Source organism: Acidovorax sp. GW823-FHT05D11, from assembly GCF_058795695.1.
The window spans coordinates 1016195-1041553 of record NZ_CM179502.1 but is presented as its reverse complement, the minus strand read 5'-3'; the positions used below and the strand labels follow the sequence as shown (position 1 = coordinate 1041553).

Annotated in this window: 23 protein-coding genes and 1 riboswitch; of the genes, 14 read left to right on the top strand and 9 right to left on the bottom strand. The window is 68.9% G+C overall.

Features of this window, described 5'->3' with window-relative positions; translation table 11 throughout:
- Positions 1–330: 330 nt before the first annotated feature.
- On the bottom strand, positions 331–1389 hold the full coding sequence (locus tag AC3RCE_RS04770; protein WP_218293319.1) for a porin: 1059 nt from the start codon (positions 1387–1389) through the stop codon (positions 331–333).
- A gap of 316 nt (positions 1390–1705) precedes the next feature.
- On the opposite strand from AC3RCE_RS04770, the gene coq7 reads away from it, so the two are divergent.
- Positions 1706–2323: a 2-polyprenyl-3-methyl-6-methoxy-1,4-benzoquinone monooxygenase gene (coq7, locus tag AC3RCE_RS04765; RefSeq protein ID WP_369641441.1), complete on the top strand. Its 618-nt coding sequence runs from the start codon at positions 1706–1708 to the stop codon at positions 2321–2323.
- 70 nt (positions 2324–2393) lie between these two features.
- Here the strand turns inward: coq7 and AC3RCE_RS04760 are convergent, their stop codons facing one another.
- Positions 2394–2843, bottom strand: coding sequence for an OsmC family protein (locus AC3RCE_RS04760; protein ID WP_492244366.1), 450 nt, complete (start codon positions 2841–2843; stop codon positions 2394–2396).
- 359 nt (positions 2844–3202) lie between these two features.
- Here AC3RCE_RS04760 and ilvA point away from each other — a divergent pair, with 359 nt between their 5' ends.
- The 3 genes from ilvA (at position 3203) to AC3RCE_RS04745 (ending at position 6245) form a co-directional block, all read left to right on the top strand.
- On the top strand, positions 3203–4765 hold the full coding sequence (gene ilvA, locus AC3RCE_RS04755; RefSeq protein WP_492254638.1) for a threonine ammonia-lyase, biosynthetic: 1563 nt from the start codon (positions 3203–3205) through the stop codon (positions 4763–4765).
- A gap of 86 nt (positions 4766–4851) precedes the next feature.
- On the top strand, positions 4852–5658 hold the full coding sequence (cobS, locus tag AC3RCE_RS04750) for an adenosylcobinamide-GDP ribazoletransferase (protein WP_218340428.1): 807 nt from the start codon (positions 4852–4854) through the stop codon (positions 5656–5658).
- Entirely contained in the window at positions 5655–6245 is a 591-nt protein-coding gene (locus tag AC3RCE_RS04745) for a histidine phosphatase family protein (protein WP_492254637.1), read from the top strand. Before cobS ends, AC3RCE_RS04745 begins: the two co-directional genes overlap by 4 nt.
- Positions 6246–6288: 43 nt before the next feature.
- On the opposite strand, the gene AC3RCE_RS04740 is transcribed toward AC3RCE_RS04745, so the two are convergent.
- Positions 6289–6744 (bottom strand): type II secretion system protein N, encoded by a 456-nt coding sequence (locus AC3RCE_RS04740; RefSeq protein WP_218293313.1) that lies wholly within the window; start codon positions 6742–6744, stop codon positions 6289–6291.
- Positions 6745–6867: 123 nt separating this feature from the next.
- Here AC3RCE_RS04740 and gspG point away from each other — a divergent pair, with 123 nt between their 5' ends.
- The 10 genes from gspG to AC3RCE_RS04690 all read left to right on the top strand — a co-directional run bounded on the left by gspG (position 6868) and on the right by AC3RCE_RS04690 (position 16904).
- The gene (gspG, locus tag AC3RCE_RS04735; protein ID WP_369643845.1) at positions 6868–7245 is read left to right on the top strand and encodes a type II secretion system major pseudopilin GspG; all 378 of its coding nucleotides are present in this window, start codon (positions 6868–6870) and stop codon (positions 7243–7245) included.
- 31 nt (positions 7246–7276) lie between these two features.
- Positions 7277–7795 carry a prepilin-type N-terminal cleavage/methylation domain-containing protein gene (locus AC3RCE_RS04730; protein WP_492254636.1) on the top strand — a complete coding sequence of 173 codons (519 nt, stop codon included), beginning with the start codon at positions 7277–7279 and terminating at the stop codon, positions 7793–7795.
- Positions 7792–8178, top strand: coding sequence for a type II secretion system minor pseudopilin GspI (gspI, locus tag AC3RCE_RS04725; RefSeq protein ID WP_218293312.1), 387 nt, complete (start codon positions 7792–7794; stop codon positions 8176–8178). Before AC3RCE_RS04730 ends, gspI begins: the two co-directional genes overlap by 4 nt.
- Positions 8179–8356: 178 nt before the next feature.
- Positions 8357–8983 (top strand): PulJ/GspJ family protein, encoded by a 627-nt coding sequence (locus AC3RCE_RS04720; RefSeq protein WP_218293311.1) that lies wholly within the window; start codon positions 8357–8359, stop codon positions 8981–8983.
- 155 nt (positions 8984–9138) lie between these two features.
- Positions 9139–10074, top strand: coding sequence for a type II secretion system minor pseudopilin GspK (gene gspK, locus AC3RCE_RS04715; RefSeq protein ID WP_492254635.1), 936 nt, complete (start codon positions 9139–9141; stop codon positions 10072–10074).
- Between the two features lie 83 nt (positions 10075–10157).
- The gene (gspL, locus tag AC3RCE_RS04710; RefSeq protein WP_218293309.1) at positions 10158–11456 is read left to right on the top strand and encodes a type II secretion system protein GspL; all 1299 of its coding nucleotides are present in this window, start codon (positions 10158–10160) and stop codon (positions 11454–11456) included.
- Positions 11453–12001, top strand: coding sequence for a type II secretion system protein M (locus AC3RCE_RS04705; protein WP_218293308.1), 549 nt, complete (start codon positions 11453–11455; stop codon positions 11999–12001). Before gspL ends, AC3RCE_RS04705 begins: the two co-directional genes overlap by 4 nt.
- Before the next feature lie 62 nt (positions 12002–12063).
- Entirely contained in the window at positions 12064–12873 is an 810-nt protein-coding gene (gspN, locus tag AC3RCE_RS04700) for a type II secretion system protein N (protein WP_492254634.1), read from the top strand.
- A gap of 4 nt (positions 12874–12877) precedes the next feature.
- Positions 12878–15502, top strand: coding sequence for a type II secretion system secretin GspD (gene gspD / locus AC3RCE_RS04695; protein ID WP_492254633.1), 2625 nt, complete (start codon positions 12878–12880; stop codon positions 15500–15502).
- Between the two features lie 13 nt (positions 15503–15515).
- On the top strand, positions 15516–16904 hold the full coding sequence (locus AC3RCE_RS04690) for a GspE/PulE family protein (RefSeq protein ID WP_218340433.1): 1389 nt from the start codon (positions 15516–15518) through the stop codon (positions 16902–16904).
- Positions 16905–17030: 126 nt separating this feature from the next.
- On the opposite strand, the gene AC3RCE_RS04685 is transcribed toward AC3RCE_RS04690, so the two are convergent.
- From AC3RCE_RS04685 to ftsA, 6 genes are all read right to left on the bottom strand, one after another.
- Entirely contained in the window at positions 17031–18689 is a 1659-nt protein-coding gene (locus AC3RCE_RS04685; RefSeq protein ID WP_218293305.1) for a methyl-accepting chemotaxis protein, read from the bottom strand.
- A gap of 178 nt (positions 18690–18867) precedes the next feature.
- Complete coding sequence (gene thiC, locus AC3RCE_RS04680; RefSeq protein ID WP_492255356.1) at positions 18868–20748, bottom strand: phosphomethylpyrimidine synthase ThiC; 1881 nt, start codon at positions 20746–20748, stop codon at positions 18868–18870.
- Positions 20749–20889: 141 nt separating this feature from the next.
- Positions 20890–21013, bottom strand: a riboswitch (TPP riboswitch).
- A gap of 44 nt (positions 21014–21057) precedes the next feature.
- A complete protein-coding gene (locus AC3RCE_RS04675) occupies positions 21058–21234 on the bottom strand; it encodes a hypothetical protein (RefSeq protein ID WP_218293304.1) in 177 nt (58 codons plus the stop codon).
- An 82-nt stretch (positions 21235–21316) separates the two neighbouring features.
- On the bottom strand, positions 21317–22240 hold the full coding sequence (gene lpxC, locus AC3RCE_RS04670) for a UDP-3-O-acyl-N-acetylglucosamine deacetylase (protein WP_218293303.1): 924 nt from the start codon (positions 22238–22240) through the stop codon (positions 21317–21319).
- Between the two features lie 407 nt (positions 22241–22647).
- Entirely contained in the window at positions 22648–23889 is a 1242-nt protein-coding gene (ftsZ, locus tag AC3RCE_RS04665) for a cell division protein FtsZ (RefSeq protein WP_218293302.1), read from the bottom strand.
- A gap of 175 nt (positions 23890–24064) precedes the next feature.
- Positions 24065–25294 (bottom strand): cell division protein FtsA, encoded by a 1230-nt coding sequence (ftsA, locus tag AC3RCE_RS04660; RefSeq protein WP_008903721.1) that lies wholly within the window; start codon positions 25292–25294, stop codon positions 24065–24067.
- Between the last annotated feature and the right edge of the window lie 65 nt (positions 25295–25359).

The window sequence follows — 25359 nt, the reverse complement described above, 5'->3', positions numbered from 1 at the left end:
GAAGGGCCTCTGAGGGTGGATTTACGTTGCTTTTGCGTCGTTCCAGCACGCAAGGATGGTGCCAAGAATCTGCACCGGGGCAAAGAAGGGAAAGAAACCACGGAGACAGGGCCAACAAGGCCCTCCGGAAGGTGCCAGGCATTGCAGCGGCAGAAGGCATGTATCCGGAGTTACATGCCATGTCGCACTGGATTGTTCACTCGGGCAACCCACAATTCAACTCCCGCAATCAACCGCAGACAACCAGTCAGTCAGTCGGTCAAAAAAAAGCCGCCCGAAGGCGGCTTTTTAGCTTTGATATCGTCAACTGGCCAAGGGCCAGTCTTGATATTAGAAGCTGTGACGGATACCGAAGTCGTAGCCGTTGGAGTTTTCGCCAGCAGCAGTCACGGAACCGTTCAGGGACTGAGCGGAGCCGTTCTTGTTGCTCACGTGAGCGTACGTTGCGTACAGAGCCGTGCGCTTGGACAGGTTGTGCACGTAGCCCAGAGCCAGCTTGTTGGCGCGGGGATCAGCACCGGGGGTTTCGATCTTGTAGGTGGAGTAAGACAGACGGATTTCGCCTGCGCCAACTGGCACCAGACCGCCGATCAGGAAGCCCTTGCCTTCGTTGCCGTTCTTGATGTCGTCTTGGTTGTAGTGAGCCATGATCTTGGCCACGCCCAGATCGTATTGACCGCCCACGTTCACAGCCTTGATGTTGCCGCTCAGGAACTTGGTGTCAGAGAAAGCCAGAGCCACGTTGATGGGGCCGTTGGCGTAACCAGCGCGCAGAGCCAGGCCGTTGCCGTCCTTCTTGTTGGCAGCGTTGCTCAGGTTTTCACCCATGTAGTACTGTGCTTGGCCGTAGAAGCCGCCCAGGTTGCCAGGCAGGAAGTAGCCGATGGCGTTCGAAGCGCGGATGGTGGTTGGGCCACCCAGGCTGGAGTTCAGGGTTTGGGTCGTGCCAACACCGTTCGTGCCGAACGGATCGAACACGGTCAGGTTCCAGAATTGGGGCGTGTAGTCACGGCCCAGACGCACTTCACCGAAGCCGCCGTTCAGGCTGACCGTCGAACGACGGTTGAACGTCAGGCCTTGTTGGCCGTTGCCCAGGGCAGCAGCAGCGCCTTGGTTGGTAGCGTTGGTAGCAGCGCCTTGGCCGTTGTCGTTGTTCAGACCAGCTTCCAGCCAGAACGAAGCGGACATGCCGCCACCCAGATCTTCAACGCCGCGGAAACCCAGACGGCTGCTGTTGTAGCCGGAGTTCGTCAGTTGGGACTTGTTAGCGACGCTGCCGGAACCGTAAGCGTAGGTTGCATCAACCACGCCGAACAGGGTCACGGACGATTGAGCCATTGCAGCGCCGGAAGCAGCCAGCACAGCCAGGGCAATCAGGGATTTTTTCATTGCGAGTTACTCCAAGGTTAAACATAGGGCGCCGGTACGGGGGGTCTATGGTGAAAGCACCTGCACAGTCCCGCCGGTTCCCCGGGCCAACCTCCTGGTGGGGAAGTTGCTCTTATTGCACCAGACCCGGCCGGGTTTCGCAAAGGAATTCACCCACAATCGACCCGAAAGGGGAAAATCGTTGCAGTGTTGCAACATTTCACGGAGCGCCAGCAAAATCGGTTTCGGCACCCTTGCGGCCCCCGTCGGCACCTGCCGAATATTTGTATCCAAGTGAAAATTGTGTTTCCTGCCCCTTGCCATCCTGAAAGCTGCCATGGACCCCTTGCTGACCGCCGCTGACAACGCCCTGCGCACGCTTTTCGCGCCCCCCCGGGCCTGCGAGCCCACGCCCGCCCTGGGCATCGCGGAAGCCGACCTCGACCCCGCCCAGAAGAAGCTGGCGGGGGCATTGATGCGGGTCAATCACGTGGGTGAAGTCTGTGCGCAAGCCCTCTACACGGCGCAGGCCGCAGTCACACGCGATGCCGGGCTGCGCGTGCACTTGCTGGAGGCCGCCCGGGAAGAAACAGACCATCTGGCCTGGACACGCGGGCGCCTGGAGGCCCTGGGAGCACGCCCCAGCCTGCTCAATCCGCTGTGGTTCGCGGGCGCCTTCGCGCTGGGCCTGGTAGCGGCCAAGGTGAGCGACCGGGCCAGCCTGGGGTTCGTGGCGGAGACGGAAAACCAGGTGGCGGCGCATTTGCAGGGCCACCTTGCGCGGCTTCCCGAGCAGGACCTGGCCTCCCGGGCCGTGGTGGCCCGGATGAAGGACGACGAGGAGCGCCACGCGGCGCAGGCGCGGGCCTCCGGCGCGCTGCAGCTGCCGGCACCCGCCCGCGCCGCGATGAGGGCCGCCGCCAAGGTGATGACCACCACGGCGCACTACATCTGACCGTTCCCCCGGAGCCCTGCACCGGGAAAGTGCGTGCGGCCCGGGCGCCCGCCGCGGTTCGGGGCGGCCGTCAGGCCTCGATCACCTCGAAGCCGGTGGTGATCTCGGCGGTCTTGCCGAGCATGATGCTGGCCGAGCAGTATTTGTCGTGGCTCATGGCAATGGCGCGCTCCACCGCCGAGGCGGGAATCCCCTTGCCCGTCACGGTGAAATGCATGTGGATCCTGGTGAACACCTTGGGGTCGGTCTGGGCCCGCTCGGTGGTGAGCTTGACGCTGCAGCCGCGCACATCGTGGCGGCCCCGCTTGAGGATCAGGACCACGTCATAGGCGGTGCAGCCACCCGTTCCTGCCAGCACCGTCTCCATGGGCCGGGGCGCCAGGTTCTGCCCGCCATTGGCGGGGTTGGCGGCATCGGGGGCGCCATCCATGGCCAGGACATGGCCGCTGCCGGTTTCGGCCACAAAGCCCATGCCGGAGCGTGTTCCTGCCCCTCCTGTCCAACTGACTGTGCATTCCATTTGTGTTTCTCCTGTGTGACACGTGGTTTTTTTCGCACGGAAAACCGAAACGAAAAGAATTTGATGCGAATTTTGCTGCATCGCAACAAGACTCGCGCTAAACTTCGCCCATGCGCTGCCGGTTTCGAACAAAAAGGAAACGGCAGGCGGCAAGAAGTCCGGAATCCGGTACTTGCCCCGCACCGATTGTCTCCTCCATCTCCTCAAAGGATGGATTAGCCCCAGGCCTCACGGCCCGGGGCTTTTTTTTGGCCGGTCCGGCCGCGCGCCGCCCGTGTGGCGTCCGGGCCAGGCCGGAAACCGACGCCCTATGATGTGGCCCCCGCCGCTGTCCAGCGGCGGCCCCACCAGCTCCCGCCATGACCCAGCACCTCACTCCCGCCGACTACCTGAAGAAAATCCTGACCGCCCGCGTGTACGACGTGGCGGTGGAGTCGGCCCTGGAGCCCGCCAAGAACCTCAGCCGCCGCCTGCACAACAAGGTGCTCTTGAAGCGCGAGGACCAGCAGGCGGTGTTCAGCTTCAAGCTGCGCGGCGCCTACAACAAGATGGCGCACCTCACGCCCGAGCAGCTCGCGCGCGGAGTGATCTGCGCCTCGGCCGGCAACCACGCGCAGGGCGTGGCCATGAGCGCCCACAAGCTGGGCGCCCGCGCGGTCATCGTGATGCCGACCACCACGCCGCAGCTCAAGATCGATGCCGTGAAGACGCTGGGTGGCGAGGTCGTGCTGTTTGGCGAGAGCTATTCCGACGCCTACGGCCACTCGGTGACGCTTGAAAAGGAACAGGGCCTGACCTTCGTGCACCCGTTCGACGACCCGGACGTGATCGCGGGCCAGGGCACCATCGCCATGGAGATCCTGCGCCAGCTGCAAAGCCTGGGCAGCAACCAGCTCGATGCCGTGTTCGTGGCCATCGGCGGCGGCGGGCTCATCTCTGGCGTGGCCAACTACATCAAGGCCGTGCGGCCCGAGATCAAGGTGATCGGGGTACAGATGAACGACTCGGACGCAATGATCCAGTCGGTCAACGCGCACCAGCGCGTCACGCTGCTCGATGTGGGCCTGTTCTCGGACGGCACGGCCGTCAAGCTCGTGGGCGAGGAAACCTTCCGCATCACCCACAGCGGCCTGGTGGACGGCTTCATCACCGTGGACACCGACGCCGTCTGCGCCGCCATCAAGGACATCTTCGTGGACACGCGCAGCATCGTCGAGCCCGCGGGGGCCCTGGCCGTGGCCGCCATCAAACAGTACGTGGCCGAGAACAAGACCCGGGGCGAGACCTACGCCGCCATCCTGTGCGGCGCCAACATGAACTTCGACCGCCTGCGCTTCGTGGCCGAGCGCGCCGAGGTGGGCGAGGAGCGCGAGGCGCTGTTCGCCGTGACCATCCCCGAAGAACGGGGCAGCTTCCGGCGCTTTTGCGAGGTGGTGGGCGACCTGCCCGGCGGCGCGCGCAACGTGACCGAGTTCAACTACCGCATCAGCGACGCCGCCCAGGCCCATGTGTTCGTGGGCCTGACCACCAACGGCAAGGGCGAATCGGACAAGATCGCCCGGAACTTCGGCCGCCACGGCTTCGAGGCGCTGGACCTGACCCACGACGAACTGGCCAAGGAACACCTGCGCCACCTGGTGGGCGGCCATTCGGCGCTGGCGCAGGACGAGCGGCTGATGCGCTTCACCTTCCCCGAGCGGCCGGGCGCGCTGCTCAAGTTCCTGAGCCTGATGCAGCCGACCTGGAACATCAGCCTGTTCCACTACCGCAACCAGGGCGCCGACTACGGCCGCATCCTCGTGGGCATGCAGGTGCCGCCCGAGGACACCGCCACGTTCGACGCCTTCCTGGCCACGCTGGGCTACCCGTACGTGGAAGAGACGCTGAACCCGGCCTACCGGCTGTTCCTGCGTTCCAAGTGACCAGAATATGGGTCGAACCGGCCTCCAGCGCTTATCCAACCAGCGCTGGCAGCTATCAAATCTGACATAGCCTCCTCCGCCCGTCCATGCAAGCCCTGCGCCACTACCTGCTGGCCGTGCAGTTCTTCACGCGCATCCCGGTGACCGGGCGGCTGGCGCAGTGGGTGGGCTACAGCCCCGCCATGCTGCGCGCCAGCGCGGCGCACTTTCCGGGCATTGGCTGGTTGGCGGCGCTGCTCGCGGCGGGCGTCTATGCCGCGCTGCACTGGGCGCTGGCGCCCAATCCGCTGGCACCGGCCGTGGCCGCCGTGTTCTGCACCATCGCCACGGTGCTGATGACCGGCGGCTTCCACGAGGACGGCCTGGCCGATGTGGCCGACGGCCTGGGCGGCAGTGCCGACCGCGAGCGGGCGCTGGACATCATGAAGGACTCGCGCATCGGTGCGTTCGGTGCCATGGCCCTGGTGCTGGCGCTGCTGGCCAAGCTCAGCGTGCTGGCGCTGCTGGGCTCCCACAGCCTGCTGGCCGCCGTGGCCGCGCTGGCGGGGGCGCATGTGGTGTCGCGTTTCTGGCCCCTGCTCATCGTGCGCAGTCTGCCGCATGTGGGGGACACCGCCCGCTCCAAAAGCAAGCCGCTGGCCGACCAGATCTCGGGCACTGCGCTGGCGACGGCATTTTCATGGTGTTTTGTGCCGCTGGCGCTTGTCTGGAAAGCGCAATCAGCTACATATTTAATAGCAGCCATTGTGCTGAGCGCACTCGCCGCCGCCTGGATGGCCCGCTGGTTTGCGCGCCGGCTGCGGGGGTTCACGGGGGATTGCCTGGGCGCCACGCAGCAGGTCAGCGAAATCGGCTTCTACCTGGGCGCGGCGCTGGCCCTGCGCTGGATGTGAAGCCCGTGGCCCGACCGCAGCGCGGCGCCCGCCTCTGGCTGGTGCGCCATGCCCAGCTGCGGGTGGCGCCCGGCATCTGCTACGGCGCGCTGGACGTCCCCGCCGACCCCGCCGCCACCCGCGCCGCCGCGGAACGCCTGGCCGCCACCCTGCCGCCCCGGATCCAGGTGTTTCACTCCACGCTACAAAGATGTGAGCAGCTTGCGATGGAACTGCAGGCGCTGCGGCCTGATTTGATACCCAAACCTGACGCCCGCCTGCGCGAAATGGACTTTGGCAGCTGGGAAGGGCTGGCCTGGGATGCCATCGCCCGCTCCGACATCGACGCCTGGACGGCCGCGTTCGCCAGCTACCGCCCCGGGAATGGTGAAAGCCTGGCGGCCATGCTGGAGCGCGTGGCGGCCGCGCTGCATTCCCTCCCGCCCGCAGAAGAAACCGCACGGGATGTGGCCTGGATCACCCATGCCGGCGTGATCCGCTGCGTGGCCTGGCTGCAGGCACATGGGGGCGAGCTGCCGCGCTCCGAAGAATGGCCCCTTGCCGCGCCGGGCTGGGGCGAGTGGGACATCGCCCACCGGGGCATCTGAGAATGGAGGCCCTGGCGGGCGACTGCGCCCGCCACGCGCCGGGTCAGCGCTTCAGGGGCATGTCCAGCGTGAGCGTGGCGGCGCCTCCCACCTCGGCGCCCAGTTGCGCCTGGCGCGGGCCCAGCGCCTGCAGCACCAGCCCCTCGTCCACCGCCGCGCCCACGCGGAAGGGCCTGGCCGGCTTGCCATCCACCGCGATCAGCGCGGCACCGCCGCCGCTGCTGCGGCCCGAGAGCACCCCGATCAGCGCGAACCGGCTGGCCAGCGTAGGCGCAGCGGGCGCGGGCGCAGCGCCCGCCGGGGAGGCCACCGCCCCGAGGAGGCGGGCCAGCGCCTGCGCGTCGGGCGCCACCGGCGCTGGCAACACCGCGGGCGCGGCGATGCCGCCCGCCGGCGCCGACAGGCGCAGGCCCCAGAAGACCACGCTGGCGCCCGCCGCGGCCCAGAGCGCCAGGGTCCCCAGGCGCACGCCCCATTTGCTGTGTGAATTGGTCACCATGCGGGGATTATGATTCACGCGATCCGACCATCCGAGAGACCGCCAGCAGTGAACACTTCCCTCCCCTTCCTCTTGCGCTCCGCCCGCCGCAGCCTCTCCCGGGGCTTCACCCTCATCGAGCTGATGGTGGTGCTCGTCATCATCGGCGTGCTGGCCGCCCTCATCGTGCCCAATGTGCTCGAGCGTGCCGACGACGCCCGCGTGACGGCAGCCCGCACCGACATCACCAACATCATGCAGGCGCTCAAGCTGTACCGCCTGGACAACCAGCGCTACCCCACGGCCGAGCAGGGCCTGCCGTCGCTGATCGTCAAGCCCACCTCGGGCCCGGTGCCCAACAACTGGAAGCTGTACCTCGAAAAACTGCCCAACGATCCCTGGGGCCGCCCGTACCAGTACCTGAACCCCGGCATCAAGGGCGAGATCGACGTGATGTCGTTCGGCGCCGATGGCCAGTCCGGCGGCGAAGGCAAGGATGCCGATATTGGCAGTTGGCAATGAGGGCCGGCCCTTCGCCGTGCACCCCCGCCCCATGACACTGGCGCGCCCCAGGCCGGGGATGCCGTGGAACCGGGCTGGCCGGGCCACCGGTGGCCCGGCCCCTCTGCGGGGACGCCGCGCAGCGGCCCAGGGGGGCTTCACGCTGCTGGAGCTGCTGGTGGTCATCAGCATCATCGCGCTCGCCACGGCGGGCGTGGGCGTGGCGATGCGCGACAGCGGGCAGACGCTGATCGAGCGCGAGGCGGCCCGGCTGGCGGCATTGCTGGAATCCGCGCGCGCGCAGTCGCGCGCCGGCGGCATGCCCGTGCGCTGGCGCACCGAGGCACGCGGGTTCCGCTTCGAAGGGCTGCCGCCCAGCGCGCAGCAGGCGCTGCCCAGCCAGTGGCTGGATGCGGGCACCACGGCGCGCGCCCCCACCGTGCTGGTGCTGGGACCGGAGCCGCTCATCGGCCCGCAGCAGGTGCTGATCACCCACCACGCCCATCCCGAACGCGCGCTGCGCGTCGCCACCGATGGCGTGCGCCCCTTCACCGTCGAGCCGGTCCAGTGAGCAGCCGTCCGCGCCCGGATCGACGCAGCGCGCCGCAGCGCGGCTTCACGCTGGTGGAAGTGCTGGTGGCGCTGGGCATCGTCGCCATCGCCCTCATGGCGGGCCTGCAGGCCACCACCGCGCTCACCCGCAACGCGCTGCGCCAGTCGGACATCGTGCTGGCCCAGCTGTGCGCCGAGAACGAGCTCGTGTACACCCGCCTGTCGCGCCAGATGCCCAGCGTGGGCGACAGCACGCTCGCCTGCGAACAGGCGGGGCGCACGCTCACCGTCGCCGTGAGCGTGCGCCCCACGCCCAACCCGAGCTTTCGCCGCGTGGACGCGCAGGTGCTGGATGGCGACAACTCCATCCTGCGCATCTCGACCATCATTGGAAGGTATTGACCAGATGCCCCCCCTGAGTCGCTTCGCGCCTTCCCCCCAGGGGGACGCCACCCGTGGCCTGGCAAAGCCAGTTCCACGGTGGCACTGGCGTTGGGGCGCGCCAGGTTCCACGGCCTCCGGCGATGCGCGGCCGCATGTCAGAAGGAACCCGTCATGTCGCACTCACGGTGGCTTCACCTTGGTCGAACTGCTGCTGGCGATTGCGGTGATGAGCCTGCTGGCCATCCTGAGCTGGCGCGGGCTCGATGGCATGGTGCGGGCGCAGGAGATCACGCGCCAGCGGGCGGATGAAATGCTGGTGCTGCAGGCGGCGCTGGGCCAATGGGGCACGGACCTGGATGCGCTCACGCCGATCGCCAACACCACGCCGCTCGACTGGGACGGCCAGGTGCTGCGCCTGACGCGGCGCAGCAGCGCCGTGCCCGACGAAGGCGCCCTGGTGGTGGCCTGGACACGCCGGGGCGCCCAGGGCGAGGGCCAGTGGATGCGCTGGCAGTCTCCCCCGGTGCGCACGCGCGCCCAATGGCAGGAGGCCTGGCAGCTGGCGGCGCAATGGGCGCGCACGCCGGGCGAGGCCGAGCGGCGCCACGAGATGACGCTGCTGCCGCTGGCGGACTGGCAGATCTTCTACTACCGGGGCGGCGCCTGGTCCAACCCGCTCTCCAGCAGCGGCGCCAGCGCGAGCGGCGCGGCGGCCATCCCCGACGGCGTGCGCCTGCAGATCACCCTGCCGCCAGGCCAGGCCCTGGTCGGGCGCCTCACGCGCGACTGGGTGAACCCGGTGCTGGGCGGAGGCAGGTCGTGAGGCGCCGCGCACCACGCACCCATGACGCTGGCACGGCCAACGCCAGTGCCCCCGTGGAACCGGCTTTGCCGGGCCACCGGATGCGTCTCCCTCCCGCGCAGCGAGAGAGAGGGAAGGCGCGCAGCGCCTCACGGGGGGCCGCTTTGCTGCTGGCCATGCTCACCGTCACGCTGGTGGCCACCTTCGCGGCCGCGGCCATGTGGCAGCAGTGGCGCGCGGTGGAGGTCGAGACGGCCGAGCGCGGCCGCGTGCAGTCCACCTGGATCCTGGTCGGCGCGCTCGACTGGTCGCGCCTGATCCTGCGCGAGGATGGCCGCTCGGGCGGCGCCGACCACCTGGCCGAGCCCTGGGCCGTGCCGCTGCAGGAGGCGCGGCTGTCGACCTTTCTCGCGGCGGACAAGAACGTGAGCCAGGTGGACGACGCCAGCACCGACACCACCGAGGCCTTCCTGTCGGGGCAGATCTCGGACATGCAAGGCCGCATGAACCTCATGAACCTGGCGGCCACCGGGCCCGAGCAGGCCGTGGCGATGCGGCAGTTCACGCGGCTGTTCGAACGCCTGGGGCTGCCGCAGCAGGAGCTCGGCCTGCTCGCGCAGGCCCTGCGGCAGGCACAGGCCACAACGGGCAGCGACAGCAGTACGGCGCCACTGATGCCACCCACCGTGTCCCAGCTGGGCTGGCTGGGCCTGGCGCCCGCCACCGTCGTCCACCTGACCCCGCACGTGGCGTTGCTGCCCGTGCGCACCCCGGTCAACATCAACACCGCCGACATCGACGTGCTGCTGGCCGCCATCGACGGCCTGGACATGGCCAGCGCCCAGAAGATCCTGCAGGTCCGCGAGGCACGGCATTTCCGCACCCTGAGCGAAGTGCGCGACCTGCTGGGCGCGAACATCGACATCAATGAAGGCGCCCATGCGGTGGCCTCCTCCTACTTCGAGGTGCGGGGCCGCCTGCGCCTGGGCGATGCGATGGTGGACGAGCGGTCTCTGGTGCGCAAACAGGGTATCGAGGTGACCACGCTGTGGCGCGAACGCGGCGCTTTTGACCGCGAAAACACCGGGGCCGCGCCGCAGCCTCCGCGCTGAGACGCAACACATCCGCAACACATCCGCGGGTTGGGCCCTGCACTGTCAAGCCCTCCCCCTAAAATGGCCCGCAAAACCCGTCCATGAGCACCCTCATCCTTTTCCTGCCGCCCGCCCGCCCGGGCCCCGCCACCGAGTACAGCTACACGCTGACGGCGGACGGACACACCGCCATCCGACATGCCAGCGCCCCGGCGGCGCTGCTGCCCGAGCCCACGCGCCCTGGCGGCGAGGTCGTGGCCGTGGTGCCCGCGCGGGCGCTGTCGTGGCAGAAGGTGCAGCTGCCCCCCGGCCTGCCCCTGGGCGCCGGGCAGCAGACACCGCGCCTGCGGTCCGTTCTGGAGGGGCTGCTCGAAGACCGCGTGCTTGACGATGCCTCCCAGCTGCACTTCGCGATCCAGCCCGCGGCGCACCCCGGCGAACCCGTGTGGGTGGCCGTGTGCGACCGCGCCTGGCTGCGCGAGAACCTGCAGGCGCTGGAGGCCGCGGGCCGCCGCGTGGCGCGCGTGGTGCCCGAGTTCGCCCCCGGCCCGACCGCCAGCGGCCGCCCCGAACTGTGCGTGCTGGGCACGCCCGAGGACGCCTGCGTGGTCCTGACGGGCCAGGGCGCGGACCACGGCGTGGCCGTGCTGCCCCTGTCGAACATGGCCATGGCGCTGGCCCGCGCGGGCATGCCCGCCCAGGCGGCTTCCGGCGAGGACGGCGACGCTCCCGTCGTGCGCGCCGAGCCCGCCGTGGCGGCCCTCGCGGAACGCACCCTGGGCCAGCGCGCGGCGCTGCACACGGCCAGCCAGCGGGCGCTGGAAGCCGCGCGCGGCGACTGGGACCTGGCCCAGTTCGACCTGGCCAGCACGGGACGCACGCGCGCGCTGCGCAAGGCGGGCAGCGTGGCCAGCGCACTGCTGTACGCCCCCCAGTGGCGCGCGGCGCGCTGGGGTGCCGGGCTGCTTGCCGCGGCCCATCTGGTGGGACTCAACGCCTGGGCCTGGCAGGAGCGCCAGGCGCTGGCGGCCAAGCAGGCCGCGGTGCGCGCCACGCTGACCCAGACCTTCCCCAAGGTGCAGGTGGTGGTGGATGCCCCCGTGCAGATGGAGCGCGAGCTGGCGCAGCTGCGGCAGGCCGCCGGCAGCGTCTCGGCGCGCGACCTGGAGCCCCTGCTGGCCGCCGCGGGCACCGCCCTGCCCAGCGGCCGACAGCCCACCGGCATCGAATACACCCCCGGCGAGCTGCGCCTGCGCGGCGTGGCGCTGGCCCCCGATGAGGAACCCGCGCTCAGCGCCCGCCTGGAAGCCGCGGGCTACCGGGTGCGGCTGGAAGACGGCAGCCTGCTGATGAGCGCCGCCGAAGGCGGCCCACGGCCCCATGCGCAAGGCACCCCATGACACGCAACACCACCGCGCTGCGGGACCGCTGGCAGGCGCTGGCACCCCGCGAACAAACACTGGTCCTGGCCGCGGGCGGCCTGATCGCCCTCGCCCTGCTGTGGTGGGTGGCCGTGGCCCCCGCCCTGTCCACGCTGCGGACCGCGCCCGCCCGCCATGCCGCGCTCGACACGCAGCTTCAGCACATGCAGGGCCTGCAGGCCGAGGCCCAGCAGCTGCAATCCGCCCCGCGCACCAGCACCGGCGACGCGGTGGGCGCGCTGCGCACCGCCCTGACCCAGCGCCTGGGCAACACCGCCCAGCTCAATGTGGTGGGCGACCGCGCCACGGTGACGCTCAAGGGCGCGCCCGCCGACGCCCTGGGCCAGTGGCTGGCCCAGGCGCGCAGCAACGCACGGGCCACGCCGGTGGAGGCGCGGCTGGCCCGCAGCGCCCCGGCCGCCCCTCCCCCGGGCACCGCGGCACCCGCCGTCCTGGGCGCCCCGGCCTCGGCCATGCCGCGCTGGGACGGCACGCTGGTCCTCGCCCTGCCAGCCCAGCGCTGACACGGCCCGCCAGACAGACCAGCCGACAGACAGACAGACAGACAGACAGATATTCCCTTACCGTGGCCACCAGCACCCGCACCCGCAAGCCTCCCGTCCGTGCCCCGCGCTCCGCCTGGGGCTGGGCGCTGGCGGGCGCCGTGGCCGGCGTGCTGCCCGCCGTGCTGGCCTTCGCGCCAGCGCACTGGCTGGCCCGGGGCCTGGCCCGCGCCACCAATGGCCAGGTGCAACTGCTGCAGGCGCGCGGCACGGTCTGGACCGGCTCGGCCCAGCTGGTGCTGACCGGCGGCGCGGCGAGCCAGGACCGCGCGGCCCTGCCCGGCCGGGTGGAGTGGCGGTTGCGCCCCGGCCTCGCCGGCCTGCGCGCCCAGCTGCATGCGAGCTGCTGCACGCCCGAGCCCCTGCAGCTGCACGCACAGGCCCGCTGGGCCGGCCCCCGGCTGACCCTGGCCGATGGCCAAAGCCAGTGGCCCGCCGCCATCCTGGCCGGGCTCGGGACTCCCTGGAACACCTTGCAGCCCCAAGGCCAGCTCACGCTGCAGACGCGCGGCCTGGCCTTCAGCTGGACCGCGGGCCGCATGGTGCTGGAGGGCCAGGCCCAGATGGATGCGCGGGCCATGTCCTCGCGCCTGTCCACCCTGCGGCCCATGGGCAGCTACCGGCTGCTGCTGGCGGGCGGCGAGGTGCCCGCGCTCACGCTCAGCACGCTCGACGGCCACCTGCAGCTCAGCGGCACCGGCCAGTGGGTGGGCCAGCGCCTGCGGTTTGCGGGCGAGGCCAGCGCCACCCCCGAGCGCGAGGCCGCCCTGTCCAATCTCCTGAACATCATCGGACGGCGCAGCGGCGCGCGCTCCATCATCACCGTGGGTTGAACCTATGACTTCCTTGTTTTCGCACCGCCCGGGTTTTGCTCTCAAAACAATAGCTTTCAGCGCTTTACTGACCTGCGCTGGCGGCCAGATCATTGCGCAGACCGCCATTGACACCAGCACCGGCAGCGTGCGCTCGGGCGAACCGGTCACGCTGAACTTCGCCAATGCCGAGATCGAGGCGGTGGCGCGCACCATGGCCACCATCACCGGCCGCAACGTGGTGGTCGATCCCCGCGTCAAGGGCCAGCTCAACCTGGTCACCGAACGGGCCGTGACACCCGCCGCCGCCTTCCAGCAGTTCCTGGCCGCGCTGCGCCTGCAGGGCTTCACGGTGGTGGAGGCCGCAGGCCTGTACAAGGTGGTGCCCGAGGCCGACGCCAAGCTGCAGGGCGGCAGCGTGAGCGTGGTGCAGGGCAACGCCGGCAGCGCGCCCGGGGGCGGGCAGATCGTCACGCAGATCTTCAAGCTCAACTTCGAGAACGCGGCCAACCTCGTGCCCGTGCTGCGCCCGCTGATCAGCCCCAACAACACCATCAACGTGAACCCCGGCAACAACTCGCTGGTGATCACCGACTACGCCGACAACCTGCAGCGCCTGGCGCGCATCGTGGCGGCCATGGATGTCTCCAACGCCAGCGACGTGGAAGTGATCCCGCTGCGCAACGCCGTCGCCACCGACCTCGCGCCGCTGGTGGCGCGCCTGATCGACGGCGGCAGCGGCGCCACCCCCGGCGCGCCAGGCGCACAGGGCCAGACCGACACCTCGTTCAAGACCACGCTGATCGCGGAGCCGCGCAGCAACGCGCTGATCCTGCGCGCGGCCAACCCGGCCCGCGTGGCCCAGGTGCGCGCGCTGGTGGCGCAGCTCGACCAGGCGCCCGCGCCCGGCAGCAGCGCGGCCACTGGCAACATCCACGTGGTCTACCTGAAGAATGCCGACGCCACCAAGCTGGCCACCACCCTGCGCGCCGCCATGGCGGCCATGGGCGGCAGCGGCAACACGGGCGGCGGCGGCGTGGGCGCAAGCGCCGCACCGGCGGCGCCCAGCGCAGGCGTGGGCGGTGGCAACAACAGCGGCAGCATGCTGTCCACGGGCAGCAGCCTGTCCGGGGGCGGCGGCAACTCCGGCCTGGGCTCTGGCAGCTCCAGCATGGGCACCAGCAGCACCAACAACAACCAGCCCTCCACCGGCGGCCAGATCCAGGCCGACCCGACGACCAACTCGCTCATCATCACGGCGCCCGAGCCGCTGTACCGCCAGCTGCGCACCGTCATCGACAAGCTCGACGGCCGCCGCGCGCAGGTGCTGGTGGAAAGTCTGATCGTGGAGGTGTCGGCCAACAAAGTGGCGCAGTTCGGCATCCAGTGGCAAGGCATCCTGGGCAAGCAGGGCGATGGAACCGTGGGTGTGATCGGCACCAACTCCGGCGCGGCCGGCGCCAACATCCTGGGGCTGACCGCCGCGCTGGCCTCGGGCAGTGCCAGCAGCATCGCCACCGCCGCGGGCGGCCTGGGCGGGGGCCTGAACCTGGCGCTCGCGCCGCGCATCAACGGCCAGTACTACCTGGGCGCGCTGGCCAACTTCCTGCAGAACAGCGGCGACGCCAACGTGTTGTCCACCCCCAATCTGATGACGCTGGACAACGAGGAGGCGCGCATCCTCATCGGCGACAACGTGCCCTTCGTCACGGGCTCGTATGCGAACACCGGCAACAGCGGCACCGTGAACCCGTTCAACACCGTGGAGCGCAAGGACGTGGGCCTGATGCTCAAGGTGCGCCCGCAGATCGGCGAGAACGGCACCGTGAAAATGGCGATCTACCAGGAGATCTCCAAGATCGACCGCTCCACCCTGTCCAACGCCACCGGCCCCACCACCAGCAAGCGTGCGGTCGAATCGAACGTGGTGGTGGACGACGGCAGCATCATCGTCATCGGCGGCCTGCTGGAGGACACCTACTCGCAGGGCGAAGACAAGGTGCCCGTGATGGGCGACCTGCCCGTGGTGGGCAACCTGTTCAAGAGCGAGAACCGCTCGCGCCGCAAGACCAACCTGATGATCTTCCTGCGCCCCATCGTGGTGCGCGACAACGCGACCAGCGACGCCCTGGTGGTGGACCGCTACGAAGCCATCCGGGCGCTGCAGCACGCCACCCAGCCCGCCCCTAGCCTGATGATGGGTACGGTATCGGGGGCCCCGGTGCTGCCCGCACTGCCCGTGGCACCCGAACGCACCGCCCCCGCCGCCATGCCGGCGCCCCTGCAGCAGCAACAGCAGCAGCAGCTGACCCCGGTGCCCGCGCCCCAGCCAGTCAACCCCGCCACGGCCCCACAAAGCAGCGCCCCGGCCCAGCCCGGCACCGCCGCCACGCCCATGGCCAAGGTGCCGGTGCCCCTGTACTACGTGAACGTCGGCGTGATGGGCCAGGACGCCCAGTCCAGGAGCGCGATGGCCAAGCTGCGCGACTCCGCGCTGCCGCTGTCCCTGCAGGCGGTGGAAACCAACCGGGGCAAAGCCACCCGCGTGCGCGTAGGCCCGTTCGCCACGGAAGACGCCGCCCAGGCGGCTGCGGCCACGGTGCGCAGCCAGACGGCCTTGAACGCCACGGTGGCGGCCCAGGCGCTCTGAGGACCGAGCCCCCATGCGCCACCCCCTACCCTACGCCTTTGCCCGCACGGCCCAGCTGCTGCTGGAGGACGACGGCCACCAGCTGGTGCTGTGGCATGGCCCCAGCCCCGACGCGGGAGCGCTGTCCGAAGTGCTGCGCAAGCACCCTGTGCAGCAGCTGCTGCCGCTGGACGCCCCGGCCCTGGCCCAGCGCATCAGTGCCGTGTATTCGCACAGCGAATCGAGCGCCGCCACGGTGGTGAGCGAGGTCGAGAGCGACGCCGACCTCTCGCGCATGATGCAGGAACTGCCCGCCGTGGAAGACCTGCTGGAATCGGCTGGCGACGCGCCCATCATCCGCATGCTCAACGCCCTGCTCACGCAGGCCGCGCGCGACGGCGCGAGCGACATCCACATCGAGCCCTACGAGCGCCATTCCAGCGTGCGTTTTCGCGTGGACGGCACGCTGCGCGAGGTGGTGCAGCCCAACCGCGCGCTGCACGCCGCCCTGATCTCGCGCCTGAAGATCATGGCCGACCTGGACATCTCTGAGAAACGCCTGCCGCAGGACGGCCGCATCAGCCTGCGCCTGGGCACCCGCGCCATCGACGTGCGCGTGTCCACCCTGCCCAGCGCCCATGGCGAGCGCGCCGTGCTGCGCCTGCTGGACAAGAGCGAGAGCAAGCTGAGCCTGGAAGCCGTGGGCATGCAGGGCGACACCCTGCGCCGCTTTGAGGGCCTCATCAGCCAGCCACACGGCATCATCCTGGTGACGGGCCCCACGGGCTCGGGCAAGACCACCACGCTGTATGCGGCGCTGGGCCGGCTCGATGCCACGCGCAACAACATCATGACGGTGGAAGACCCCATCGAGTACGAGCTGCCCGGCGTGGGCCAGACCCAGGTCAACAGCAAGATCGAGCTGACCTTCGCCAAGGCCCTGCGCGCCATCCTGCGCCAGGACCCGGACATCATCATGATCGGCGAAATCCGCGACTTCGAGACCGCGCAGATCGCCATCCAGGCCTCGCTGACAGGCCATTTGGTGCTGGCCACGCTGCACACCAACGACGCGGCCAGCGCCGTGACGCGCCTGACCGACATGGGCGTGGAGCCGTTCCTGCTGTCGTCCTCGCTGCTGGGCGTGCTGGCCCAGCGCCTGGTGCGCAAATACTGCAGCCATTGCCATGGGGCAGGCTGCGAGCACTGCGGCCAGACGGGCTACACCGGCCGCACCGGCGTGTTCGAGCTGCTGGTGACCACGGACGCGATCCGCGCCCAGATCCACAACCAGGCCTCCGAGGCCGACATCCGCACCGCCGCGCTGGCCGATGGCATGGCGCTGATGCGGGAGGATGGCGAGCGGCTCATCGCGGCGGGCATCACCAGCCGCGAGGAAGTGCTGCGCGTGACGCGGGACTGATCCCACGGGCCGGCGGCCGCGCCACAGGCCCTCTCGGTGGCGGTGCGCCACCGGGATCATTTTGCTACTTTTTTAATAGCAATCCGCGCTTGACAAGCAAGCGCTAGAGGCCCAAAACGCTTGGGGTCAGCGGATCTGCAGCGCGGGGCGCCGGCCCGCCGGTGAAACGGCGGGCGCGGGCGAGGCCAGCGGTGCCGATGAAGGCGAGGAGGGCAGCTCCGAGCCCCCCCCTTGCAGCTTGAACTGCCGGACCGCGCTGGTCAGCTGCACCGCCTGTTCGCGCAGCGATTCCGAGGCCGCGGTGGACTGCTCCACCAGGGCCGCGTTCTGCTGCGTCATCTGGTCGAGCTGCGAGACGGCCTGGCTGATCTGGCCGATGTTGTCGCTCTGCTCGGCCGACGAAGCGGTGATCTCGCCAATGATGTCGGACACGCGGCGCACGCTGCTCACGATCTCGGTCATGGTCTGGCCGGCCTGGCTCACGAGGCGCGAGCCGTCCTCGACCCGCTCCACCGAGGAGCTGATGAGGCCCTTGATCTCCTTGGCCGCCTCCGCGCTGCGCTGCGCGAGGCTGCGCACCTCGCTCGCCACCACGGCAAAGCCGCGGCCCTGTTCGCCCGCGCGCGCGGCCTCGACCGCGGCATTGAGCGCCAGGATGTTCGTCTGGAAGGCGATGGAGTCGATCACACCCGTGATGTCGGCGATCTTGCGCGAGCTGGTGGTGATCTGGTCCATGGTGGTCACCACCTGCGACACCACGGTGCCGCCGCGCGCGGCCACCTCGGCGGCCGTGGAGGCGAAGTCGCTGGCCTGGCGCGAGGACTGCGCGCTTTGCTGCACGGTGCTGGTCAGCATCTCCATGGACGAAGCGGTTTCCTCCAGATTGGCCGCCGTCTGCTCGGTGCGGTGGCTCAGGTCGTGGTTGCCGCTGGCGATCTCGGAGCTGGCGGTGGAGATGTTGCCCGCCGTGTCCTGCACCTGGCGCACCAGGCCGCGCAGCGCATCCTGCATGCGCCCCATGGCGGCCACCAGCTGGCCCACCTCATCCTGGTTCATGGCCTCCACATCGCGCGACAGGTCGCCGCTGGCGATGCGGTCGGCCAGCTCCTGCGCCTGGCGCAGCGATCCGGTGATGGAGCGCACGCTGAAGAACGTGAGCGGGATCAGCACGGCCAGCCCCAGCAGCAGGCCGATGCCGATGAAGGCCGACATGGTGGAGGTGCGCGACTCCACGCCCGCGCGGGCCTCGTCCATCTGCGCGCGGGCCGTGGTGGCCAGGCTGGAGAACAGCTTGTCGGTGGCCTCCATGTGGACCTTGAGCCGGTCGGCATAGGCGCCGCCGCCGGCACCATCGAGCTGCGCGCCCTCGATCTTCTCGAAGATGGGGGAAATGCCGGTTTCGTACTGCTTGATCTCGGCCAGCGACTTGTCGATGGACTCGACGAAGGCCGCATCGCCCGACTGCACCTGGCGCACGTCGGCCAGGCTCTTGCGCAGCGCGGCCAGTGTCTTGGCCCAGGTCTCGCGCAGCGCGGAGACCTCGACCGAGTTGTTGAAGTTGATGATGATGTCTTTTTCGGTACGGCGCAGGTCGCCCAGCGTGGTGCGCAGCTCCGACATGTCGGTGAGGGTCTGTACGCGCTGCGAGAACAGCACCTGCAGCGTGCCGCGCGTGCGGTCCAGCGCCACGTAGCCCATGGCGCCGATGACAACAAGCAGGATCAGGGAAAAGACGGTTCCGAAGTAAAGGCGCGTGCGGATGGAGAAGCGGCCCAGAGCATTCATGGCTCTTCCTTACAATTTTTAACAGACAATCCAGCATAGCAAATTTGGTGCCACGCCCTCCCCCCGGTCTTCTGAACCGAGTGTGGCCGGACTATATGCCGGGCTGCCGCCCCCGCCGCACAGGGTAAGCACCGCCCCGGGGCCCTTTGCAGGGAATCCCCGGGGTCAGTAGGCGGGCTTATGCCACCGGTGTCACGGGAATGTAGAACTGCCCGCCGCGCTGCTGGAATTCCGCCGCCTTGGTCTGCATGCCCTGGGCCAGCGCCTCGGCCTCCGCCACGCCCTTCTGGGCGGCAAATTCGCGCACTTCCTGCGTGATCTTCATGGAGCAAAACTTGGGGCCGCACATGGAGCAGAAGTGCGCCACCTTGGCGCTGTCCTTGGGCAGCGTTTCGTCGTGGTATTCCTTGGCCGTGTCGGGGTCCAGGCCCAGGTTGAACTGGTCCTGCCAGCGGAAGTCGAAACGCGCCTGGGAGAGCGCGTCGTCGCGCGCGCGGGCCCCCGGGTGGCCCTTGGCCACGTCGGCCGCGTGCGCGGCGATCTTGTACGCGATGATGCCCTGCTTGACGTCGTCGCGGTCGGGCAGGCCCAGGTGCTCCTTGGGCGTCACGTAGCACAGCATGGCGGTGCCCATCCAGCCGATCATGGCCGCGCCGATGGCCGATGCGATGTGGTCGTAGCCCGGTGCGATGTCGATGGTCAGCGGGCCCAGGGTGTAGAACGGCGCCTCGTGGCAGGTCTTGAGCTGCTCGGTCATGTTGGCCTGGATCATGTGCATGGGCACATGGCCGGGGCCTTCGATCATGGTCTGCACGTCGTGCTTCCAGGCCACCTGGGTCAGCTCGCCCAGCGTGTGCAGCTCGGCGAACTGCGCCTCGTCGTTGGCATCCGATGCGCAGCCGGGGCGCAGGCCGTCGCCCAGGCTGAACGACACGTCGTACGCCTTCATGATGTCGCAGATGTCCTCGAAGTGCTCGTACAGGAAGCTCTCGCGGTGGTGCGCCATGCACCACTTGGCCATGATGGAGCCGCCGCGCGAGACGATGCCCGTGCGCCGCTGCGCGGTGAGGTGGATGTAGGCCAGGCGCACGCCGGCGTGGATGGTGAAGTAGTCCACGCCCTGCTCGGCCTGCTCGATCAGCGTGTCGCGGAAGATCGCCCAGGTCAGGTCTTCGGCCACGCCGCCCACCTTTTCGAGCGCCTGGTAGATCGGCACCGTGCCGATGGGCACGGGCGAGTTGCGCACGATCCAGTCGCGCGTGGTGTGGATGTTCTTGCCGGTGGACAGGTCCATCACGTTGTCGGCGCCCCAGCGGATCGCCCACACGAGCTTCTCGACCTCTTCCTCGATGCTCGACGTGACCGCCGAGTTGCCGATGTTGGCGTTGATCTTGACCTTGAAGTTGCGCCCGATGGCCATGGGCTCCACCTCGGGGTGGTTGATGTTGGCGGGAATGATGGCGCGGCCCCGGGCCACTTCGTCGCGCACGAATTCGGGGGTGATGATCTTGGGGATGCTCGCGCCCATGGGGTTGCCCATCAGCCGCTGCTCGCGGCCAGCGTCGGCCATGTACTGCTCCATCCACTCGCGCTTGCCGTTCTCGCGGATGGCCACGTATTCCATCTCGGGCGTGACGATGCCCTTCTTCGCATAGTGCATCTGCGTGACGTTGGCACCCGCCTTGGCGCGCAAGGGCTTGCGCTGCAGGGCCGCGGCCTCGGCGCGCAGCTGGGCCAGACGGGTGGCGTCTTCGCTCTTCTGGCCATCGTCCAGCGCCACGGGCGCGCGGCCTTCGTAGTGCTCCACGTCGCCACGGCCGGTGATCCAGCCGCCGCGCACTCCCGCCAGGCCCTTGCGCACATCGATCGCAGTCTCGGGGTCGGTATACGGGCCGGAGGTGTCGTACACGCTGACCAGTTCGCCGTTGGTCAGCGCAATGTCGCGCACGGGCACGCGCAGATCGGTGTGCAGGTGGCCGGGGAGGTAGGCCTTGCGTGAGGCAGGAAAGGGTTCGCGCGTGCGTGCGAGCAACTCGGCGAACTTCTCGGGGGTGGCCAGCTTGGCGTGGGGGTCGGGGGCGTTCATGGGCAGGTCTCCTGGTTCCGGTGGCGGTGGGTGCTGCTCCGGAATGGACCTGTGCGCCCCTCGGGTGCGGCTGCACCTGAGGCATGGCGTGCCAGCAGGGACTGCGGGCACGGAGACAAGGAGGTCGGCTCTTCTTCCGCCGGTATGAACCGGATCAAGTTCGTCGGGTTCGCAAGGCCTGCCGAATTTCTTCAGCCACCTCGCATCTCAGCGCTTACGCACACCCCGGAGCAGGCGCGAGTATAGGCCAGAGAGAGAAAACCGCGCCGCGGAGCCTCTCGGTCAGGCGAGGCGCCCGATGAGGACCACCGCAAAGAAGAAGACGGCCGCGATCACCGTCCACTTGAGGATGACGAGCCCCAGGCGCTTGTAGCGCGCCTGCCCCGTGCCGGCATAGAAGGCAAACGACACGGCCGCCGCCAGGAGCAGCAGCATGGCCAGCCAGCGAAAGATCAGCATGTCAGGGACTCCCGGCGCCGTGAAAACGGGCGCGGCACTGGCAGGAGGCTCCGGGCTGCGGCCCGGGAATGGTGCTTCATGCTCACCAGGCGCGCGCCGGCTGGGCAAACCCGCCGGGCGCCTGGCGCTCGTCCTCGAACGTGACGACCTCCCAGGCATCGCGCTGGGCCAGCAGCTCGCGCAGCAGCAGGTTGTTCATGGCGTGGCCCGAGCGGAAGGCGCTGTAGGCCGCGAGCAGGGGCTTGCCGATCAGGTACAGGTCGCCCATCGCGTCCAGGATCTTGTGCTTGACGAACTCGTCGTCGTAGCGCAGCCCGTCGCTGTTGAGCACCTTGTAGTCGTCCATCACGATGGCGTTGTCGAGGCCGCCGCCCAGCGCCAGGCCGTTGGAGCGCATCATCTCCACATCGCGCGTGAAGCCGAAGGTGCGCGCGCGGGCGATGTCGCGGCTGTAGTTGCCTTGCCCCAAGTCGAACTCCACGCGCTGGCCCGTGGAATCCACGGCGGGGTGGTCGAAGTCGATCTCGAAGCTGAGCTTGTAGCCGTGGTAGGGCGCAAGCCGAGCCCACTTGGCCGCGGCGCCCTCGCCTTCGCGCACTTCCACGGGGCGGGTGACGCGGATGAAGCGCTTGGGGGCATTCTGCAGCTCGATGCCCGCGCTTTGCAGCAGGAACACGAACGATGCCGAAGAGCCATCCAGGATGGGCACCTCTTCGGCGGTGATGTCCACATAGAGGTTGTCGATGCCCAGCCCCGCGCAGGCCGACATGAGGTGCTCCACGGTGTGCACCTTGGCATTGCCCACGGCGATGGTGGACGCCAGGCGGGTGTCGGTCACGGCCTCCGCCCGGATGGGGATGTCCACCGGCTGCGGCAGGTCCACCCTGCGGAACACGATCCCGGTGTCCGGCTGCGCAGGCCGCAGGGTCAGCTCGACCCGCTGGCCACTGTGCAGGCCCACGCCCACGGCGCGGGTGATCGTCTTGAGGGTGCGTTGCTGGAGCATCCGGGGATTTTAGTGGGGGGACCCCGCAAAAACCATCCGCCGCTTCCTATGACCCTGATAGAAAACGGAGAGTCGCAGGGGCGGCTTACAAGCTGCCGGAGACGCGTGGGTAGCGCCCCGCAGCGACTGCATACGCGCCACGCGCAACCAGACGGCGGTGACTGCGCAGCTGAGGAGCATACGAGCCAAATAGGAAGCGCGGTGGTGGAAACCGTCACGGCCCAATGCCAGAGACACCGCGCAAGGGCCGCCGCCCCGCCGCGCATGTCGAGAAACCCCTTGCCAGAGTCAAGGGGCGCTCGGTCTGTCCCAGCCCGCGCAGGCGGGCTGGGAGCCGCAGACCTCGCCCCCTCCCGCGCAGCGAGAGAGGGGGTGAAGCGGCGTAGCCGCTCAGGGGGAGTACCGAATCAATCCGCCTGCTTGCGCAGGAAGGCCGGAATCTCCAGGTCGTCCATGCCGCCCGAGGACAGCGCGTCCACGCGCGCCGCGGCCTGGGTGCGGTTGGTACGCCACACGCTGGGCACCGACATGCTGCCGTAGTCGGCCTGCGCGCTGCCGGCATGGCCGCCCTGCACGCCCATGGCCGAGCCCAGGGCCCCCGTGCCCGCGATGGGCATCTGGTAGGCCACGTTGTCCGTGCCGGTGCGCAGGCCGCCCTGCACCACCGAAATCGGCTGGCGGCGCGCGTTGGGGCGCGACAGGCCGGTGGCCACCACGGTCACGCGGATCTCGTCGCCCAGGCTGTCGTCATAGGCAGCGCCGTAGATCACGTGCGCGTCGGGCGAGGCGTAGGCATTGATGGTGCTCATGGCCAGGCGCGATTCGGACAGCTTCAGGCTGCCCTTGGCGGCCGTCACCAGCACCAGCACGCCCTTGGCGCCCGACAGGTCGATGCCTTCCAGCAGCGGGCAGGCCACGGCCTGTTCGGCGGCGATGCGGGCGCGGTCCGGGCCGCTGGCGGTGGCCGTGCCCATCATGGCCTTGCCGGGCTCGCCCATCACGGTGCGCACGTCTTCGAAGTCGACGTTCACGTGGCCGTATTCATTGATGATTTCGGCAATGCCGCCCACGGCGTTCTTGAGCACGTCGTTGGCATGGGCGAAGGCTTCGTCCTGGGTGATGTCATCGCCCAGCACTTCCAGCAGCTTCTCGTTGAGCACCACGATCAGCGAATCCACGTTGGCTTCGAGCTCGGCCAGGCCATTGTCGGCGTTGGTCATGCGGCGGCCGCCTTCCCAGTCGAAGGGCTTGGTGACCACGCCCACGGTGAGGATGCCCATTTCCTTGGCCACGCGGGCGATCACGGGTGCGGCGCCCGTGCCCGTGCCGCCGCCCATGCCGGCCGTGATGAACAGCATGTGCGCGCCGTCGATGGCCAGGCGGATGTCGTCCACCGCGGCCTCGGCGGCTTCACGGCCCTTGTCGGGCTTGCTGCCGGCGCCCAGGCCGCTGCCGCCCAGCTGGATGTGGCGGTGGGCCGAGCTGCGGGTCAATGCCTGCGCGTCGGTGTTGGCGCAGACAAACTCCACGCCCTGCACGCTGCGGGCAATCATGTGCTCGACGGCGTTGCTGCCGCCGCCGCCCACGCCGATCACCTTGATCTGGGTGCCCTGGTTGAATTCTTCGGCTTCGATCATTTCGATGGTCATGTTGGAGCTCCTGTTTCTTTCACTGAATTCGTTTGCAATCTCGTGTGCAACTGCCAATGGGTTGTTCGGTATGTCATCGTGCGCAGCGGGGATGGCGGTCCGGTACATCGTCGCCATCGCCCACGCGGTATTCGGTGCGGACTGCCTCTCGCCAGCCAAAGAGGAAATTTCATGGTCAGAAATTCCCCACGATGAAGTCCTTGAAACGGCCAAACGCCGTCTTCATGGAACCGCTTTTCTGTGCCACCTTGAAGCCGCGCAGCCGCGCCAGGCGCGCCTCTTCCAGTAGGCCCATGACGGTAGCAGCCCGGGGCTGTGCCACCATGTCAGACAAGGCGCTGGAATACTTCGGAATGCCGCGCCGCACGGGCTTCAGGAAGATGTCTTCGCCCAGCTCGATCATCCCGGGCATCACCGAACTGCCGCCGGTGAGCACGATGCCCGACGACAGCACTTCTTCATACCCCGACTCGCGCACCACCTGCTGCACGAGCGAGAAGATCTCTTCCACGCGCGGCTCGATCACGCCGGCCAGCGCCTGCTTGCTGAGCATGCGGGGGCTGCGGTCGCCCAGGCCGGGCACTTCCACCTGCGCCTCGGGGTCGGCCAGCAACTGCTTGGCGTAGCCGCTTTCGACCTTGATGTCCTCGGCGTCCTTCGTGGGCGTGCGCAGCGCCATGGCGATGTCGCTGGTGATGAGGTCGCCCGCGATCGGGATCACCGCCGTGTGGCGGATCGCGCCGCCGGTGAAGATGGCCACGTCGGTCGTGCCCGCGCCGATGTCGACCACCACCACGCCCAGCTCGCGCTCGTCATCCGTCAGCACCGCCTGGCTGCTGGCCAGGGGGTTGAGCATGAGCTGCTCGACCTCCAGGCCGCAGCGGCGCACGCACTTGATGATGTTCTCGGCCGCGCTCTGCGCACCGGTCACGATGTGGATCTTGGCCTCCAGGCGGATGCCGCTCATGCCGATGGGCTCCTTCACATCCTGCCCGTCGATCACGAACTCCTGCGGCTCCACCAGCAGCAGGCGCTGGTCGCTGCTGATGTTGATGGCCTTGGCCGTTTCCACCACACGCGCCACGTCGGCCGAGGTGACCTCCTTGTCCTTCACGGCCACCATGCCGCTGGAATTGAGGCCCCGGATATGGCTGCCCGTGATGCCGGTGTACACGCGCTGGATCTTGCAGTCGGCCATCAGCTCGGCCTCCTTCAGCGCCTGCTGGATGCTCTGCACGGTGGCGTCGATGTTCACCACCACGCCGCGCTTCAAGCCATTGCTCGGGGCCACGCCCAGGCCTGCGAGCTTGAGCTCGCCATTGGGCAGAACCTCGGCCACCACGGCCATGACCTTGGCCGTGCCGATGTCCAGCCCCACCACGACGTCTTTGTATTCTCTTGCCATATCAGTCTCTGCCCTTCTCTGTTCTGTCCCGCCGCACCCCGGCCTCATTCACGAACCGCCCCGCT

Excerpts from the sequence above, each read along its gene's own strand:
- coq7 (WP_369641441.1), top strand. The coding sequence starts at position 1,706 with ATGGACCCCTTGCTGACCGCCGCTGACAACGCCCTGCGCACGCTTTTC.
- ftsA (WP_008903721.1), bottom strand. The coding sequence starts at position 25,294 with ATGGCAAGAGAATACAAAGACGTCGTGGTGGGGCTGGACATCGGCACG.
- gspL (WP_218293309.1), top strand. The coding sequence starts at position 10,158 with ATGAGCACCCTCATCCTTTTCCTGCCGCCCGCCCGCCCGGGCCCCGCC.
- lpxC (WP_218293303.1), bottom strand. The coding sequence starts at position 22,240 with ATGCTCCAGCAACGCACCCTCAAGACGATCACCCGCGCCGTGGGCGTG.
- AC3RCE_RS04685 (WP_218293305.1), bottom strand. The coding sequence starts at position 18,689 with ATGAATGCTCTGGGCCGCTTCTCCATCCGCACGCGCCTTTACTTCGGA.
- AC3RCE_RS04675 (WP_218293304.1), bottom strand. The coding sequence starts at position 21,234 with ATGCTGATCTTTCGCTGGCTGGCCATGCTGCTGCTCCTGGCGGCGGCC.
- AC3RCE_RS04760 (WP_492244366.1), bottom strand. The coding sequence starts at position 2,843 with ATGGAATGCACAGTCAGTTGGACAGGAGGGGCAGGAACACGCTCCGGC.
- AC3RCE_RS04730 (WP_492254636.1), top strand. The coding sequence starts at position 7,277 with ATGACACTGGCGCGCCCCAGGCCGGGGATGCCGTGGAACCGGGCTGGC.
- AC3RCE_RS04705 (WP_218293308.1), top strand. The coding sequence starts at position 11,453 with ATGACACGCAACACCACCGCGCTGCGGGACCGCTGGCAGGCGCTGGCA.
- gspD (WP_492254633.1), top strand. The coding sequence starts at position 12,878 with ATGACTTCCTTGTTTTCGCACCGCCCGGGTTTTGCTCTCAAAACAATA.
- ftsZ (WP_218293302.1), bottom strand. The coding sequence starts at position 23,889 with ATGACCATCGAAATGATCGAAGCCGAAGAATTCAACCAGGGCACCCAG.
- gspG (WP_369643845.1), top strand. The coding sequence starts at position 6,868 with ATGGTGGTGCTCGTCATCATCGGCGTGCTGGCCGCCCTCATCGTGCCC.
- AC3RCE_RS04690 (WP_218340433.1), top strand. The coding sequence starts at position 15,516 with ATGCGCCACCCCCTACCCTACGCCTTTGCCCGCACGGCCCAGCTGCTG.
- cobS (WP_218340428.1), top strand. The coding sequence starts at position 4,852 with ATGCAAGCCCTGCGCCACTACCTGCTGGCCGTGCAGTTCTTCACGCGC.
- AC3RCE_RS04740 (WP_218293313.1), bottom strand. The coding sequence starts at position 6,744 with ATGGTGACCAATTCACACAGCAAATGGGGCGTGCGCCTGGGGACCCTG.
- AC3RCE_RS04770 (WP_218293319.1), bottom strand. The coding sequence starts at position 1,389 with ATGAAAAAATCCCTGATTGCCCTGGCTGTGCTGGCTGCTTCCGGCGCT.
- ilvA (WP_492254638.1), top strand. The coding sequence starts at position 3,203 with ATGACCCAGCACCTCACTCCCGCCGACTACCTGAAGAAAATCCTGACC.
- gspK (WP_492254635.1), top strand. The coding sequence starts at position 9,139 with ATGCTCACCGTCACGCTGGTGGCCACCTTCGCGGCCGCGGCCATGTGG.